Below are 17,919 nucleotides of genomic sequence, written 5' to 3' on the forward strand. Positions count from 1 at the left end.
CGAGTCGCGCTACTACGGTTTTACAAACTCCTTCACACTGCCATCACTATAAGCAACTATGGCTTTGGCAGCCATGTTGATAAACAAACCATTTTCCACTACACCGGGAATATTATTCAATTGCTGTTGCAACAATGCGGGGTTGTCAATTTGTTCAAAGTGGCAATCAAGAATGTAATGCCCATGATCGGATATAAAAATACCGTCCTGTTTTTGGCGCAAAACAATATTACTGCAACCAAGTTGTGCAATATGTTTTTGGGTTTGCCGCCAGGCAAATGTTATCACTTCAACAGGTAGCGGAAATTTACCCAGGTTTTGTACAAGCTTGCTTTCATCTGCAATGATGATGTTTTGTACGGAAGCTGCTGCAACAATTTTTTCCTGCAACAATGCACCTCCACCGCCTTTGATAAGATTTAGCGAAGGGTCAATTTCATCTGCGCCGTCTATTGTCAGATCCAGTTGCGCCACATCATTCAGGTCTACAAGCGGAATGTTTAATGAACGTGCCAGTTGCGCAGTTTGCGCAGAAGTTGGCACGCCTGTTATGTGCAAACCTTCCTTTGTTTTATTGGCCAGGGTATGTATAAAATAATAAACGGTGGACCCAGTGCCGATACCAATGGTCATTCCGTCTTCCACCAGGGTAGCAGCGTATTCGCCGGCCTTTTGTTTTGCTATATCGTTACTCATGTAAGTTGATGTAAGTGTAAAGTCTCTATGATTTTCTGAAAATGTATGTACCGCTGGTTGTTAATACAGCCGCATCGTTGCTGCATAGCGATATACAGTACAAGAGTGCGACGCAACAGGAGGTGAATGCTTATGCTGCAGCCTGGCCCATCATCATTTCTTACATATCGGTAGCGTATACCACATATTCCCATGCCTGCAGTTCGAACCGCTCTGCGTTGTTGAGTGTGTGCTGCAAACCAGAAAAGAGATTGATATAATCCGCATGCAATAATTCATGCTGTACTGCGCATATTACTTTGTCATTGGCCGATAAATTAAGTATCACAAGCACTTTAGATGCATTGCTTACAAGCAGGTAAGCAAGCACTTTATCATCGGCACCGGTTTGCAATGTGTATAGCTGTGCATGGTTGTGCAATGCGGGGTTAACATACAGCAGGTGAAAGAGTTTTTTGTAAAAGTCGTGCAGCAGTATATTGGGTTGCCATTCTATGCAGTCTTTCTCAAAGAATTTTAACCGCTTGTGGTTGGGTAATTCCTGGCCGCTGTACAGCAACGGCATGCCGGGCCACGTTACAGTAAAAACAGCCATGGCTTTTGCAGCAGCACCATATTTTTCATACTCTGTGCCATTCCAGCTATTTTCATCATGGTTAGAAGTAAAAAACAATTTATTGGCGCCTTTGGGGTATTGGGAGTATTTCAGCAACACATCGCGTTTTGTTTGCAGCGATAAACTTCTTTTTACCATTTCTTCGGTAATGCGCATCCATTCCCAGGCATAAGACACATCAAATACTTTATGGTATTCCATTACATCACATTCCGCAAGCCAGAACAATGGTTTTACAGCATCGCATGCAAGCCGTGCATCAACCCAGAAATCAAGCGGTACGAGGTGTGCCATATCGCATCGAAAGCCATCAATGTCGCATTCTTTTATCCAGTAAAGCATGGCATCTTTTAACGCTTTACGCATGTCGTTATTCCGGTAATCAAGGTCTATCACATCTTCCCATCCATTAGGGTCGTAAAATCTGCCAAGTTCATCTTTTAAATACCAGTCAGGGTGTTCTTTAGACCAGTGATGATCCCAGCCTGTATGGTTGGCCACCCAGTCTATGATCAGCTTCATACCTGCATTGTGTGCAGCGTGTACAAGATGTTTAAAATCATCAAGTGTACCAAATTCAGGATTGATGGTTGTGTAACTGCTGCATGCATAATAACTGCCAAGCGTGCCTTGTCTTTTTTCTTTACTGATGGGCGTAACAGGCATCAGCCATAAAATCTTTACGCCCATATCCTGTAAGCGTGGTATATGTTTTTCAAATGCCGTGAATGTGCCTTCAGGTGTATATTGCCTGATATTAACCTCGTAAATGTTACTGCCATACATCCATTCTACCCGGTTAAACAAATCTGCCATAGCCATCAATTTTATTCGGTTACAAGATAAAGAATCAATAGTTTTAATGTGTATAAGATTTGGTACCGGAATTTTTTTTTGTTAACCGGCTGTTGAATAAGTATGGGGCTGTTGTTGTGTCACTCACTTGTACTGCAGAAGCTTTATGCAGCTTTACGAAGCAGGTTGGCACCTTTGCACCATACTTTATCCTGCACCTCAAACACAAACATCATGCAACAATACAACCGTAGAAAATTTATACAGCAAACAACAGGTTTGTTGGGCGCCGCATTTGCAGGTTCTCTTATGGGTTTTACAGCAAAAGACATCTTACTTTCTTTTTCTACACTCGGCTGTCCCGACTGGGGGTTTGAACAAATTACCAACTTTGCCCAGAGCAACAGTTTCAACGGCCTTGAAGTAAGAGGCATACTCAGGGAGATGGATCTTACCAAAAGCCCTGTTTTCAGCAAGGCCAATATTGCTGCAACAAAGACAATAATGCAGGATAAAAACCTGCGGTTTGTAAACCTTGGCTCATCTGCCACACTGCATTTTAAAGCGGCAGCAGACAGGCAGAAAAATATAGACGAGGGCAAACGGTTTATAGATCTTGCGCATGCAATAGATTGCCCTTACATACGTGTATTTCCGAATAACTTTCCAAAAGAGCAGGAGAAGCAGGAGACCATAGAACTTATTACAGATGGCTTGGCAACACTTGCTACTTACGCCAAAGGCAGCAACGTTACGGTACTTATGGAAACACATGGAGATATGGTGTGGGTTGCAGATATTCTAAGCATAATGAAAAATGCATCAGGTGCACATGCAGCACTTATCTGGGATGTAGCGAATATGTGGAATATTACCAAAGAACCGCCTGCAGAAGTATATCCTAAACTAAAACCCTATATAAAGCACACGCATATTAAAGACAATACACTTGATAATGATAAGATTTCGTACACACTCATGGGAAAAGGTGTAGTGCCCATTTTTGAAGCAATAGACCTGTTGCACAAAGACGATTATAAAGGTTACTACAGCTTTGAATGGGAGAAACTCTGGCATCCTGAAATTGATGCTCCGGAGATTGCCATTGCAGATTATGCAAAAACGATGCAGGCGCATTTTGGTTAATCTTTCGGCAACATAAGCTGTTGCAGTATTCTTATGTTGGCATCCTTTGCTGGCAAATCAGCATCGTTCGTTGTTTGGCCTTCAAAAGTTTGTGCAGCCCAGGCAAGGCTTTTATTACCGGGATATTTTTTTACCTGCTCATTCAGCCATTGTACCGCTTTTGTATGGTCGCCTTTTTTTTCATAAGCCCATGCAGTAACCAGGGCATTGGCGGGTAAAAAGTTGCGGACAGTATTGTCTACAAGCGGCATAAATGCAATTATTTTTTGCAATAATGCAGCTGTGTCTTTTGCATGGTTTTTAGTATAACATATGTACTGCATCCAGTCTTCCAGCCGGGTGTCTATATCATCATCGTAAGGTTTACCCACACCGAGATTCTCAGGCCATTTTCTTGCATCATTGATAAAAGTCAGTGCCTTTGTGTATGCGTGTTGATTCATAGCCGCTATTGCCTGCATCAGTTTTGCTTCCCTGTACAGTTCCCGTCCGTCTGTAGCGCCTTCAAAGGGAATGATATTTAGTTTGCTCAACAATACATCAACTTCTTTATACTTTTTATTCAGTAGTAATGTTTTGGCGTAAAGCATACCGATGATATAATTACCAGGGTGTGATTTGTAGTACGGTTCAACCAGGCTCAATGCTTCTGCCGGTTTATTGTGTGTTATGTAATATTCTCCGACCAGTTTATAATAGCGCCAGTGTTTATCCAGCGATAATGCTTTTTGCAGGTCTTGCAGGCTTTGCACCGTATCGTCTTTAAATATCGCGGCACGTGTTGCATACAACGGAGCAAAGGTGCTTTCATTGCCGCACTCCTGTAACAGTTTTTTACATTCGGCCACCCTGTTTCTGTCTTTGTAAATAAGTGCAAGGTGGTATTTTAATATCCAGTCCTGCTGTTGCTTTAATAACTGCTCCAGCACTGCACCGGTTTCCGATCTGAAGGGAAATGCAAGATTTGCATTGATCGTGCTGCAGTCAACCTTTGAATTGCTTAAGAATGCGAGCCAGTAACTGCTTTCGGCGTTTGCAGTACTTAATGAAAACACTTTGCCGGCGTCTTCTGTAAAGCCTGCATTGTAATACCATATACCTAGCTCTGCATAGGTTTCGTGTGGTAGTTCATTTTTCACAGATTGTAAAAATTGTTGTCTGTCGTTTTCATTGCCAAACCAGAGGTATTTTTCAAAACCTGCAAAATGATTCAATGGATCGAGGATAAGGATCGTATTGAGTTGTTGCATGGCTTTTTCACGGTTACCCTCCTTTCTGTATGCCAGCGCCTGTAGTTGTAAGGCATCCATATTGTAGCGGTTATAGTCAATAGCTCTGGTGGCATACCAGAGACTTTTCTCAACGTTTTGCTCTTTTAGATGAAGCCTGCTGAGTGCAGTGTAAGCAGCGCTTCTGTATTCACTTGAAAGGGTGGCTATGTCAAAACCATCTTTGGCATCTGCTGTGTGGCCTAATGCTGCATTTGCAAGTCCATAATAGTAGTTTGCGTCACCGGCATGTGTATCGATACTTAATGCCTTACGTGCATATTCAAGCGCTTCTTTATAACGCATACTACGATACATCAACGCTGTCATGTTTACCAGAGATGGAAAATAGTTGTGGTCTTTTTCAAGACTCGCCAATAACTTTTCCTCTGCATCTGCGTAATATTTTTGATCTATGTATTCTTTACCCTGTAAGCATAAACCATACGTTGAGTTCCAGTCAAAGTCTTTTGGCGTTTCTACAGGCCTGCTTAAGTTATTTGCAACAGGATCACTTTCGTGCACCATTTTTGTTTTCCCCAGTGTTGCTATTAATTTATCTGCATCGGCAGTTAGTTTAATTGAATCTGCAAATACCTGTAAAGGTTGTAGTTTAATTTGTTTTGAATATATAACATTGCCCGCCTGTTTTATGTTTATAACATCATCAATCATGGCAACAGGGGAGAAGTAAACCTTCAACCAACCATCTTCATAAGTAACATTCAACGCCCCATATTCATTAGCCTCTACAAAGCCGTTTATTTTCATTACCGGGTACCAGTACTCGGTCCATGTATCCGTTGCATAAGGTGCAAAGCTTAAATGTTTAAATGGTGTAAATGTGCTGCCGGCCGAGTTCTGATTGAACAACCTGCCAGACTGTACTTCCACATATTGTCCGTCTGTGTCAGTAAGTAGTTTATCCCAAATCATACCCTGGCGCGACAAGCCCCAGATCCATATTTTCTTGCCGGCTTTATCATCATGATTACCTACCCGGGCCATTCCATAATCATCGTTGTGCCAGTAAGCACCAAAGAAGTTTGTGTATTTGCCAAACACATGGTAAGATTTGTAGCCGCCGAAGTTGTTCTCTTCGTACCAGGAAATCTTTTTTCCGTTTGTTTTATTAATGGGCCAATTGGCGTATTCGCCTTCATGGCCAATATACTTTGTGCCGGGGTAAACAAATTCCAGATTGCCTGCTGCTTTCAGGCCGGCATTCATCCAGTGGTAATAAGGTTGTTCTGTTGGTGTGGAATTGTACCAGTTTACATTCGTGGTAAAATATGCCTTGTCTTTGGGTAAATTTACTTCCATGCGCCAGTTGCTGCGTGTCAACAGATCAAGCACGCCAATAATGCAGCTTACACTGCCATCGCTGTTGGTTTTTGTAATGTAGTCTACAGGCGTTGCGCAGTTGGGCGTGTGGCCAATTATACCAAAGTTGGCTTCCAGTCCGCCGCTTGTCCATGGCCCGCGCATGGCAACATCCCTGAATTTAATAACATGATTGTTATATAAAAATTCTTTGCCCGTTTTCTTTTCGGTTGCGCTCCAGATTTTACCGCCTATTTCCGGCAGAATCATCAGCTTGATATAATCATTTTCCAGTTCAATTACTTTCCATTGTTTTTGTACAGGCGTGTCTGTAAAACCATCAAACCTGAAATATGGATAAACCGGAGACAGCAGCGGTATAGGATTGGGATCTGAGAAAGGATATGTGATAAATGGCTTATTGTATTCTCTAATCACTGAAGGTTGTTGCGCCACGGTTATGTGCGTCATAGAGGCAAGTAAGCAAAACAATAAACATCTTTTCATAAGCATGTATTGATTGCTGTAAGCTACTCTTTTTCACAGGCAAATCTTTATGCAATCGTTTGATAGATTTTATGAGCCAGGCTGTATTACTACTATGAAGCTTTCGTTGCATCGCACTCTTGTGCTGAATAACTTTATTCAACACATTTACAGTTTGGTTTTATTTGTTTGTGCCGCTGGAAGATTGCAGATGTAACACCTTCGATCCGCATCGCTGCAGTCGCCATGAAAACCGAACGTACAAGTGAGTGACACAACCGGCGATGCCATGAAATACTACTGCTGGTATCCAAAAACTAAGAATAAAAAATGGTCTGACGGTCTCCGTCAGACCATTAAACAAAAACCCCGCTCATTACTGAACGGGGCTTCCTATCACTTATTACTTAAAACTTATTACTACACGCTAGTCTTCAATCTTCACTTTGCCTTTGTTCTTTGCCATCACTTCTTCTGCAATGTTGTTTGGTGCAGGTGAATAGTGGCTAAACTCCATGGTAGAAGTTGCACGGCCTGAAGAAAGCGAACGTAACTGTGTTACATAACCAAACATTTCACTCAATGGAACTTTGGCTTTAATAACCTGTGCATTACCACGGCTATCCATGCCTTCCAGCATACCACGACGACGGTTAAGGTCACCTGTTACATCACCCATGTATTGGTCTGGAGTGATAACTTCTACTTTCATGATCGGTTCAAGCAAAGTTGGTTTTGCTTTACGGCCAGCTTCACGGAAACCAGATTTTGCACAAAGTTCAAAAGACATAGAGTCAGAATCCACATCATGGTAGCTACCATCAAATATGCGGATCTTCATATCTCTTACAGGGTAACCTGCAAGCACACCTGTACTCATAGAAGTTTCAAAACCTTTCATGATCGCAGGAATGAACTCTTTAGGTATAGAACCACCAAAGATGTCGTTTATAAATTGGAAGTGCTTGCCTTCATTTTCTTTCAGCCACTCAGCATCAGCAGGTCCTATTTCAAACTGTATGTCGGCGAATTTACCGCGACCACCAGATTGTTTTTTCAGGATCTCACGGTGCGTTATGGTATTGGCAAATGCTTCTTTATAAGCAACCTGTGGCGCACCTTGGTTCACTTCTACTTTAAACTCACGTCTCATACGGTCTACGATGATCTCCAGGTGAAGCTCACCCATACCACGTAAAATTGTTTGACCGGTATCTTCATCTGTATTTACACGCAGTGTAGGATCTTCTTCTACCAGCTTTGCAATGGCCATACCCATTCTGTCAACGTCTGCCTGTGTTTTAGGCTCAACGGCGATAGCAATTACCGGCTCAGGAATAAACATGTTTTCCAGCGTGATAGGATGGTTTTCATCACACAATGTATCACCGGTTTTGATTTCTTTAAAACCTACTGCTGCTGCAATATCACCAGCTTCGATGAAATCGATCGGGTTTTGCTTGTTGGCAAACATTTTCATGATACGGCTGATACGCTCTTTCTTGCCACTTCTTACGTTCAATACATAAGAACCGGCATCAAGGTGACCGCTATAACAACGAAAGAACGCCAAACGACCAACGAAAGGATCGGTCATAATTTTAAACGCCAACGCTGCGAATGGTTCTTTGGGATCTGGCTTGCGTACCAGTTCTTCACCTGTAGAAGGATCTGTACCTTTAATGGCTTCAATATCAACAGGAGAAGGCAGGTAGCGGCAAACAGCATCCAGTGCAGTTTGTACACCTTTATTCTTGAAAGATGAACCGCACATCATTGGTACAATGCTAAGGTCGATACACGCTTTGCGTATCGCCTCATGCACTTCATTCTCAGAAATAGATGTTGGGTCATCAAAGAATTTCTCTAATAATTTATCATCATATTCAGCTACTGCTTCTATCAGGTTTTGCCTCCACTCTTCAGCTTCAGCCTGCATATCTGCCGGAATAGGAATTTCTTTGTAAGTCATACCCTCTGTAGCATCATCCCATATAATACCTTTCATGGTAATAAGGTCAACAACACCTTTAAAGTTGTCTTCTGCACCAATAGGTAACTGCAATGGAACTGCTTTCGCACCCAGCATTTCTTTAACCTGTGCAACTACCATCAGGAAGTCAGCACCGCTGCGGTCCATTTTGTTTACAAAGCCAATACGTGGTACGCTGTAACGGTTAGCCTGGCGCCAAACTGTTTCAGACTGAGGTTCTACGCCGTCAACTGCTGAGAACAATGCAATAAGGCCATCCAGTACACGCATAGAACGCTCTACCTCAACGGTAAAGTCAACGTGGCCGGGAGTATCAATAATATTAAAGTAGTATTTCTTGGTGTCCGGAGTTTGCGTTCCCTTATCGGTAGGGAAAGCCCACTGGCAGCTTACGGCTGCTGAGGTAATGGTGATACCTCTTTCTTTTTCCTGCTCCATCCAGTCGGTAGTTGCAGCACCTTCATGCACCTCACCAATTCTGTGAATCATACCGGTGTAGCGCAGGATACGCTCGGTGGTAGTGGTTTTGCCGGCATCAATGTGAGCGGCGATACCAAAGTTGCGTTGTAATCTGAGATCAGCCATAAAAAATGAATATTTTAGTTTTCGGGCGGCAAAGGTAGTAAAATCTCCCAGAAATCAATGTTTTAAACTAAACTTAACACCTTTTGGGGAAAACATTTTTAGCCGCCTGTTTTACACGGTCGTCTCACCGGATATCACCCGTTAAAAGAATCATGGATCCGGCAATGGAACCCTGTGGCATCGCTTGTTGCGTCGCACCCTTGTACAGTATAGCCATGGGCATCACATCCGGGTGCAGCGGCGTAATAAACACGCTCTTCTTCCTGGTTCGCAGGTCAAAAAGAGCATCGAAAAAGCGTTTTCACCATACATGGTGCAATTTAAAAGTTTGAAAAGCGTGAAACATTTTTTATATTTCGTTACAACTGCTTTCCATCCCTTATGTTACAAGAAGAAAACCACACCAATAACGATCCGGTAAAATCTTATACCGCACAGGAGCAGGATCTGCTGGCCAGCACCGCTACAGGTGAAGAATTGTACCATTTTTACAACAGCTGGGGTAATGAACTGTATAATATAGACAAGGATTACGAAGCGGCAGAACGGCGCTACAGGCAAGCCATACAGCATCATCCGGATGCCTTTATCAGCTATTCAAACCTGGGGCTGGCATTACAAAAACTAGGTAAACCTGGTGATGCTGTAGAAGCATTTCGTAAATCCATTGAAATTGCAGACAGGCTACATCAAAAAAATGATGCAGCGTGGGAGCATCTGTGTGTCGAGATGGGTGCCCGCGGCGAATGGAAAAAAGCCGAGGAGCTTATACTCGGTCACAACGTCGCCAACCTGCATATATCCCGGTTTTACAATGCATGGGGCAATCACCTGCACAACGCCGGCGCTGATTATGCAGCTGCGGAACACAAATACCGGAAGGCTATCAGTTACAATCCTGATTCATTTATTGATTATAAAAACCTGGGCCTGGCATTGCAGATGCAAAATAAATCAGCCGAGGCCATAGCTGCATTCAGGCAGTCGATCGACATTGCAGGCCAGCAGCATGAAAAAAATGATTATGCCTGGGAATACATTGCTGTCGAGTCAGGTAAAGCAGGCGACTGGGAAAATGGTGAAAAAGAAATCACGTCAAATAATGTGGCTCCGCAAAATATCTCCCGTTTTTATAATGCATGGGGAAACAGCCTTTTTATAACAAAAAAGGATTATAAAGCAGCGGAAGAAAAATACATAAAGGCCACAGAATTTAACCCTGATTCGTACGTAGATTATAGAAATCTTGGTCTCTCATTGCAGGCGCAAAAAAAATATACGGAGTCTATCGCCAGCTTCCGCAAGGCAGGAGAAGTGTATAAAAAAGTTGTAGCCAATGGTGCTGCCAAATCTCAACACGAAAGCGATTATGTGGATGCTTTAAGCGACTGGGGATCGAGCCTGATACCTTTAGGAGAACTTGAAGAAGCTAAGCAAAAGTTCAATGAATGTATCAACATTAATCCTGGTTATGCCGGCGCTTATGAGAATCTTGCGTTTATTATGCACAAGGAAAAGAAGTACGATGAATCTCTTGCATACCTTAACAAGGCTTTACAATATAATCCTGATTCTACATGGGCTTATTTCCGTAAAGCACTGATTCATGAAGAGCGAAAGCAATACAACAGCGCCATTGCAAGCTATGAGCGGGTATTGGAAAAAGACCCGTCTGATGCTTTTGCCCAGCATAACATTGCCAACATTTACTGGACGCTGGGATCTTATAAAAAAGGCAAAGAAAAATGGAACGATACGGTAAGGCTATACAAACGCTGGATGACCGAAAAGCGCGGCATTGACAATGATGACAATTTTTATTTTTATTACGGCTGGATTTTGAATGAAATATTTGGTTCCAAAGAAGAAGCAAGGTCTATACTTAAGATCGGGTTAGCGGCAGACTCTAAAAACCATAAGATTTTGTACGCGCTTGCAACACTTTACAAACAGGTGTCTGACGAAGATAATGCCGAAAGGGCGCAAATGCTATGGCAATCCCGTGAATACCTGGTGGAGGCCAGGAACATTATTCAAAACAAACTTATTGCTGCTGAAATTACCGATGTAAGTCTGCTTACAGATATGGTGCAGCTGTTGCTGGAATCAAACGACTTTCATTTTGCTACCATATTGTTGTATAACAGGGACGACATACATACCCCTCTTAAAAAGAAGTTTTCAGAAGTATTGGAATTGCTCGAAGAACGTAGCCCTGATTCTGCTTTGGTAAAAGCATTGATTGGGATATATCATAGCCGTATGGAAGACTACAAGAAAGCCGCTGTTTATTTTAAACAGTCCCTGGCTTACAATGAAGATGATATTACGATATGGAGCAACCTGGCCGAAACGTACTTAAACCAGCAATTGTTTGAGCTTGCGTACAAAGAGTACAGTAAAATTCTGCAAAAAGCAGAATGCCATGTAGAATCACTGATTGGTTTGGGTGAATGCTGTATAAGGTCTGCAGAAAAAGACGACCCGGATTTGTACGATGCCGCACTCAGGCATTTCAATAAAGCGCTGGACTTATCACGCACAGGCGAAGGTTCTAAAGTGCTGCACAATAAAGAAAAATCTGCATTGCTTTATTCGCGTGGTTTTGTTACTGTGCAGATTTATGAAAGCAGGAAAGACAGTTCCGCAACACTGCTTATAAAGGCTTTGAGTGATTTTAAAGAATCGTATAAGCTGGATAAAGACCGTTACAAAGCAAAGATTGCCTGCGATAAAATAAAACAACGGTTGAGCCTGCTTTCTTCAAAGCGAACGACTGAGAAGTTTGGACCGGGACTTATCTTTTTCCTTTCTTTGTTTGTGTTTGTAACTATCCAGGTATTGTTTTTCAAATCTTACTTCTTCAGCCAGAAGGCAATCATAGATTTTACAGCGTATTCGCTGTTTACTTTTGGCAGTATAGTCTTTATGATTGCTGCGCTGTATCTGCCCAACGTTTTAAAATTAAAAGTTGCAGGTATAGAACTGGAGAAGAGTTCTATTGATCTGATAGCAGTAAGCGGTAATCTTGGGATAAGCAGAGATGTGGTAATGTCTGCCAATTCATTTTCGTAAAGAATCGTTGATATTTCAATCGCTTTTATAGAGTGATTTAAAGTGCAAAAGAAAATGTAATGCTTAAAATAATTGCCTGCAGATTAATTTATATTCCATACCTTTGCCCTGTCAATTTGAGTTTTACAGCATTTGGTAAGTGAACGTCTTTTCTGCTAAGTTTTTTTGTCAGTTATTAGTCTTCTTTACGTCTGCTTTTTTCTCAAGTATTTATTTAAATTTTATCAGTTAAGCATGAACATTTATGTTTCAAACTTAAGCTTCGCCGTACAGGACGATGACTTAAGAGGATTTTTTGAAGAATACGGCGAAGTATCTTCAGCAAAAGTTATTATGGACAAATTTACAAACCGTAGCCGTGGCTTTGGTTTCGTGGAAATGCCCAGCAACGAAGCGGCTCAGAAAGCTATCAAAGAACTTGATGGTGCAACTGTAGACGGTCGTGCGATAAGGGTTAACGAAGCAAAACCAAGAGAAGACAGGCCGAAAAGGTCTTTCTCAAACTCTAACAGCCGCTGGTAATAATTACCATAAGCTTATTAAAAAAAGCGTTCAGCAATGAACGCTTTTTTTATTGGGCATTGTAATGTTATTATATAAGCTGTTTAGTGAATTGGCCTGCTATAGGTGAAAATGCTTTGGTGGGTGGAAATGCTGCATGCAAAAACCGGAACGCCACAGTCGCCATAACAACCGAACGTACAAGTGAGTGACACAAAAGGCGATGCCATGAAAAACTACATTTGGTACAATAAATACATCCAGTTTTCACGCCATGAAATGCTGCCGCTGAAACAACAACCGTTAAATCATTCAGTGCAACTAAAACTACTATGGAAACAATCCTGTATCAACCAGTCTATACAGGTGAAACCTTTGCATGGTATGTTTGGAGAAAGTGTTTTTTGTATCATGTAAAGTTCCGGCTTTAAGGTGTGCAATTTTTGTTAGAAGTGTACAATTAACATTTGCCACAGTTACAGCAGATTTCCCTAATTTCACGCCCTTGAACTAAGTTGGAATTTGTGAGAGTGGCATAAAAACAGACCCCAGAATGAAAGCTATCATACCGGTTGCCGGCGCAGGTGCAAAACTTCGGCCGCATACATATACACAACCAAAGGCATTAATACCAATTGCAGGTAAAACGATACTTAGCTTTATTGTTGATCAGCTACATAATGCAGGCATAAACGAGTTTATTTTTATTGTTGGTTATTTGGGCGAGAAAATACAGGACTACGTTAAACAGACTTACCCCCATTTGCAGTGTCATTTTGTGTACCAGAACGAGCGCCAGGGTACGGGGCATGCTATAGAACTGGCACGTAATATTGTGGGGCAGGATGAAGTATTTGTTTCGCTGGGCGATACGATATGTGATTATGACGTAAAAGAAATACTGGAAAGCGAATACAGTATGCTTGGTGTAAAAAAAGTAGATGACCCAAGGACGTTTGGCGTGGCCGAAATTGACGACGAAGGGTTTATATCTCACGTTGTTGAAAAGCCATCGATACCTAAAAGCAATATGGCTTTGGTTGGTTTGTATAAAATAAAAGAGACACACTTTTTGTTTGAATGCCTGCACCACCTGTTTACTGCAGATATTAAATCTTACGGAGAATATAACCTTACCGATGCGCTGGATTGTATGATAAAGCGTGGGGCGAGGTTTAAACCTTTCAAGGTAAAGAATTGGTTCGATTGCGGTAAAAAGGAAACTTTGCTGGAAAGCAACGCCACCTTACTCAAAAAATTTGGCGGCAAAATCAACGAATCTGTACAGTCAGAAAACTCCATTATTGTTCCACCCGTAAGCATTGGGCCAGGGTGTGTGCTGAAGAACGCGATCATAGGCCCGCATGTAGCCATAGGTGCCAATACTACAGTGCAATATTCTATTTTAAGAGACAGCATCATTGGCTCTTACACCAACCTCTATGAAGTGGTATTAGACAACTCTCTTATTGGCAGTGATGCAAGTGTTAAAGGCCTTAGCCGCAGCCTGAACATTGGTGATAATACTGAAATTGACTTTGGTTAAACATTATTGCTGCAGCAGATCCTTATAACTGATCAGCACTATATTTTTCGCTTTTAATGCGGCTATTACTTTTTCACTGGTAAATAAGTCTGTTACGCCCTGCCTGTCAGCAGCTACGTGTTCATAGCCTATGTGATGTATGGCCCTCAACTCTTCGTTGTCTGCCCCCGGGTGTTCTACAAAAAGATAGGTATTGCCCGGTTTCATTTTATCCAGCATTTTTATAAAGCTGTCAATCTTTTCTGCGGCGGTTGTATGTGGTCCGTCAAAGCCGATGTATTCCACGTTATAATCGCCCAGGTTAATATTGATGCTGTATTCTTTTGCAAGCTTTACTGTTAGTTCGCTTACCTCTTTGCTAATATCTGTGCAGCCCATGTGTGCAGATATGTGACTGATACGTGGAATCTTTTTGAGCGCCAGTTCTATCTGCGCACGAAATTCCTTTTCTACATCTGCAATCTTCCAGTTTTGTTCACGTATAGATTGTTGTGGGTAATTCTTGTTTGGGAAAACCATAGGGTAGAAGTACCCGTCTTTGTCTTTCAGGCTGGCACAATCTGTAAGTGGCCGCCATTTTACATTGTCCCACTCGCTGGTAAGCGCAAGGTGAATACCTACATCAACCGCAGGATTATCTGCCAGCATTTTAACAGCCTCGGGGAACCACGGGGAAGGCACAATTACTTCGATAGATTTTTCGATGCCCTGTGTATAGCATTTGATCAGCGCTTCATTGCCACTGTGAGCGTAACCCATATCGTCTCCGCGTACAATAAGTCTGGCCGGCTGTTGCTGGGCATGTGCATACACCAGTAACAAAATGGTAATAAGGCTGGTTGTGATTTTTTTCATAAGCGATAATTATTGTTGTGCTGCGTGTATGTTGGCCAACAATCCATCAACCGGTTTGTCAGCGTAAATGATGGCTTCATACACGCGGAAATTATATTGTGCAGATGGGTTCTTGATTTTCATCTCCACATGGTGCCTGCCTTTTGGCAGATCGTATTTCCAGCATAACTCGTAGCGGCGGGTAGTATAGCTCGCAGGCAGTTGGGGAGATTCGCTGAGCTTGCCATCTATGTACAACTCAGTGTCAAAAACGTACGCCGTGTTACTTGCCCATTCAGCAGTTTCACCTCTTAATACAAAGCCGGTTCCTTCGAAGTCGAAGCTGACAGATTTTTTATCACCGCTTAGTTTTACTGCAAATTTTTCTGCAGGATAAATACCGTCGAAGCTTTTTTCAAACTGCACTGCTTTAGGCTGTTGCAGCAGTATGGTAATGTTGTCGCTGTTTATACTTCCGCCATTGCGTTGAATGTTTTCCAACGCATGCTTAAAACCTATCTCATACACATCATTAAGGCTGATGGTAGTGTATTTAAAATCTATTGATTCTGCTTCTTTCAAACCCTGTTTCCAATAAGCGGGAATTTTATTGTAGCCGATGACCGTTCCCAATATACCGCCTGCTGAAGATGGGTTGCAGTCTGCATCCTGGCCGCAGCGCGTGGTTATTTCCAGCGTTTTCGTATAATCTCCTTTGCCATACAAAAGCCCCATCACCACATAAGCCGCATTTACTTTTGCATCAATGTTAAACGGTACAAAAACGCCTTCCGGGCAGCCAATATCATCTGCATATTTTTTTTGTACTTCCAGCCATGTTTGTTTCCAGTCGCCGGGGTATTTGGCATGCCAGGTTATTACATCGCTGATGCATTTATAAAACTGGCTTTCTGCAGGAATTGCTTTCAAGCCTTCTTTCACGATGTACGGAATATCACCAGAAGTAAACGCCAGTGCATACATGGCACCTATGTAAACACCACCATACCAACCATCTCCGTAGTTCATAATGTGACCTATCTTATCGCTGATTTCAGATGCGGTATTCGGCATGCCGGGGCTCATCAGGCCGGCAAAGTCAGCTTCAATCTGGTAGTCTATACAATCTGCATGCGGGTTATTTTGCCATGCGCCACTTTGCGGGGCCTTTATGCCATGCAGAATGTTGTAACGCCCGGCCTGGTTGGCATGCCACAATGTATAGCCGGCATGCGCAAATGCATTGGCAAAAGAATCAACGGGTGCATCAAGGCCGTACTTTTCAAACACATCCACAAATGTAAGATCCATATACAGGTCGTCATACAGGCCTGCATTATTCAGCATATTGTCTTTCAGTAAACCATCTTTCCACATCAACCGCTGGTAATCGCCTATAAATGTACCATTGTATCGGAATTCATATGGCCCGCCGAATGTAACGCCTATGGTTTGACCGGCCCATCCACCTTTTATTTTATCATGCAATACATCTTTCGATAACGTAACGCTTTTGGATTGACCGTACGAAGTAAATATGGCAAACAGGCTTATACAGGCAAAAGTTATTTTTTTCATATCAGTTATATTTTTGGAAGCCGGCACTATTACTACTATCGGCTTTTGTTGTGTCACTCACTTGTACGTTCTGCACGTTATTCAGCAGGATTTGCTACCTCGTTCCGGTAAGGTGCAGAAGCCTGTGCACCCAAACGTGTAACAGATATGGCAGCCGCACTACATGCATACGCCACGGCATGTTGCACACTTTTACCTTCTGCAAGCGCTACTGCCAGCGCACCGTTGAAAACGTCACCGGCGGCAGTGGTATCAGCGGCTTTTACAACAGGTGAGGCAACCCCGGTAAAAAAATCGTTGTGATACAGTAATGCGCCATCTGCACCCAATGTAATGATTACAGTTTTAACCCCCTTGCCATGCAGGATCTTCGCCGCATGTTTTGCAGATGCAGTGTCATTTACTTCAATACCTGTAAGCATGGCGGCCTCGTGCTGGTTAGGTGTTATTACAGCAATATGTGCCAGTAATGCATCATCCAGCTTTGTGGCAGGCGCAGGGTTAAGTATGATGGTTACCCCGTAATCATTTGCCAGGGCGGCGACATGAGCCACTGTAGTTAGCGGCGTTTCCAACTGTACCAGTACAATTGATGCATTGATGATTTTATCTCTTGCATTATCGATATCTGTTGTTGAAAGTGCGGCATTTGCGCCTGATGCAACCACTATGCAATTTTCACCGTTATCATCTACATTGATCAATGCAACACCGGAAGGCTGTGTTGCATCTGTAAAAACATAAGCTGTATCTATGCCTTCTTTTTGAAAACCTGTCACAGCTTCTTTCCCAAAAACATCATTACCTACTTTGGCTATAAAGGAAACATTACCGCCCAGTCTTGCCGCTGCCACAGCCTGGTTGGCGCCTTTGCCGCCTGCATTCATGAAGAATGTACCGCCAAGGATTGTTTCACCCGGCTTTGGCAGGTAAGGCGATTTGATCACCATATCTGTATTGGAACTGCCAACTACTACTATAGAAGGTTTTTGCATAACAAGCTGCTTGGGAATACTGTTATCAACCAGTGTTTGTATTGTTTGAATGTAGAGAAAATTAAGCAGAAATTATTGGTGGTTACTGATGACTGCAAAATAATAGTTGTGTAAAGCAAAAGCACTTTAATCTTCGCGTTTGCTCCATAATGCTTCACCAGTACAAGTGTGCGACGCAACAGGCGATGCCACCCGTACCGGTGCCTGGCTCATTATTTTCATTTCGTTATAATAACGGGGGGGAAGATTAATTTACCTCCAGTTCATCTTTTGACGGCAATGGCGGAAAGGCATTGTGTGGTTCTGCCTGGTACCAGAAAACGGTGGAAGCAATATCATCTTTCAGTGGCAGGTAACGACCTCCCTCTCTCCAGCCGAGTGCCTGTATGGTAACTTTTAAATCTTTGTCGAAACGAATGGGGTCTGTGATATGCCAGCGGTAAAGGCCAAAGCGCTGTGCAACCTGGTAATGACCATCACCT

The 17,919-nt window shown here is 42.6% G+C and carries 13 protein-coding genes; 5 read left to right on the forward strand and 8 right to left on the reverse strand.

Annotated elements, in window-relative coordinates:
- Nucleotides 1-12 precede the first annotated feature (12 nt).
- Together rpiA and I5907_RS21050 are read right to left on the reverse strand one after the other, a co-directional pair.
- Nucleotides 13-696: a ribose-5-phosphate isomerase RpiA gene (rpiA, locus tag I5907_RS21045; protein WP_196992821.1), complete on the reverse strand. Its 684-nt coding sequence runs from the start codon at nucleotides 694-696 to the stop codon at nucleotides 13-15.
- 160 nt (nucleotides 697-856) lie between these two features.
- Complete coding sequence (locus I5907_RS21050; protein WP_196992822.1) at nucleotides 857-2,128, reverse strand: alpha-amylase family glycosyl hydrolase; 1,272 nt, start codon at nucleotides 2,126-2,128, stop codon at nucleotides 857-859.
- A 213-nt stretch (nucleotides 2,129-2,341) separates the two neighbouring features.
- Between I5907_RS21050 and I5907_RS21055 the strand changes: the two genes are divergently transcribed.
- Complete coding sequence (locus tag I5907_RS21055; RefSeq protein ID WP_196992823.1) at nucleotides 2,342-3,253, forward strand: sugar phosphate isomerase/epimerase family protein; 912 nt, start codon at nucleotides 2,342-2,344, stop codon at nucleotides 3,251-3,253.
- Here the strand turns inward: I5907_RS21055 and I5907_RS21060 are convergent.
- The gene (locus tag I5907_RS21060) at nucleotides 3,250-6,351 is read right to left on the reverse strand and encodes a DUF5107 domain-containing protein (protein WP_196992824.1); all 3,102 of its coding nucleotides are present in this window, start codon (nucleotides 6,349-6,351) and stop codon (nucleotides 3,250-3,252) included. The two genes, I5907_RS21055 and I5907_RS21060, sit on opposite strands and share 4 nt — an antisense overlap.
- Before the next feature lie 406 nt (nucleotides 6,352-6,757).
- On the reverse strand, nucleotides 6,758-8,908 hold the full coding sequence (gene fusA, locus I5907_RS21065) for an elongation factor G (protein ID WP_196992825.1): 2,151 nt from the start codon (nucleotides 8,906-8,908) through the stop codon (nucleotides 6,758-6,760).
- Between the two features lie 381 nt (nucleotides 8,909-9,289).
- Between fusA and I5907_RS21070 the strand changes: the two genes are divergently transcribed.
- The 4 genes from I5907_RS21070 (at nucleotide 9,290) to I5907_RS21085 (ending at nucleotide 14,030) form a co-directional block, all read left to right on the forward strand.
- Nucleotides 9,290-11,983: a tetratricopeptide repeat protein gene (locus I5907_RS21070; RefSeq protein WP_196992826.1), complete on the forward strand. Its 2,694-nt coding sequence runs from the start codon at nucleotides 9,290-9,292 to the stop codon at nucleotides 11,981-11,983.
- Nucleotides 11,984-12,217: 234 nt separating this feature from the next.
- On the forward strand, nucleotides 12,218-12,505 hold the full coding sequence (locus I5907_RS21075) for an RNA-binding regulator (RefSeq protein WP_196992827.1): 288 nt from the start codon (nucleotides 12,218-12,220) through the stop codon (nucleotides 12,503-12,505).
- 207 nt (nucleotides 12,506-12,712) lie between these two features.
- Nucleotides 12,713-12,901: a hypothetical protein gene (locus tag I5907_RS21080; protein ID WP_196992828.1), complete on the forward strand. Its 189-nt coding sequence runs from the start codon at nucleotides 12,713-12,715 to the stop codon at nucleotides 12,899-12,901.
- 136 nt (nucleotides 12,902-13,037) lie between these two features.
- Nucleotides 13,038-14,030, forward strand: coding sequence for a sugar phosphate nucleotidyltransferase (locus tag I5907_RS21085; RefSeq protein ID WP_196992829.1), 993 nt, complete (start codon nucleotides 13,038-13,040; stop codon nucleotides 14,028-14,030).
- Between the two features lie 3 nt (nucleotides 14,031-14,033).
- Here I5907_RS21085 and I5907_RS21090 read toward each other — a convergent pair whose 3' ends face one another.
- The 4 genes from I5907_RS21090 to I5907_RS21105 form a co-directional block, all read right to left on the reverse strand.
- Nucleotides 14,034-14,885, reverse strand: a complete 852-nt coding sequence (locus I5907_RS21090) for a polysaccharide deacetylase family protein (RefSeq protein ID WP_196992830.1) — start codon at nucleotides 14,883-14,885, stop codon at nucleotides 14,034-14,036.
- 9 nt (nucleotides 14,886-14,894) lie between these two features.
- Complete coding sequence (locus tag I5907_RS21095; RefSeq protein ID WP_196992831.1) at nucleotides 14,895-16,442, reverse strand: ADP-ribosylglycohydrolase family protein; 1,548 nt, start codon at nucleotides 16,440-16,442, stop codon at nucleotides 14,895-14,897.
- A gap of 77 nt (nucleotides 16,443-16,519) precedes the next feature.
- On the reverse strand, nucleotides 16,520-17,437 hold the full coding sequence (gene rbsK, locus I5907_RS21100) for a ribokinase (protein WP_196992832.1): 918 nt from the start codon (nucleotides 17,435-17,437) through the stop codon (nucleotides 16,520-16,522).
- Nucleotides 17,438-17,684: 247 nt separating this feature from the next.
- Nucleotides 17,685-17,919, reverse strand: a 235-nt coding sequence (locus I5907_RS21105; protein ID WP_196992833.1) for a DUF2961 domain-containing protein, incomplete at its 5' end; no start/stop codon positions are given.

It is taken from the genome of Panacibacter microcysteis (genome assembly GCF_015831355.1).
Taxonomy (GTDB): Bacteria; Bacteroidota; Bacteroidia; order Chitinophagales; family Chitinophagaceae; genus Panacibacter; species Panacibacter microcysteis.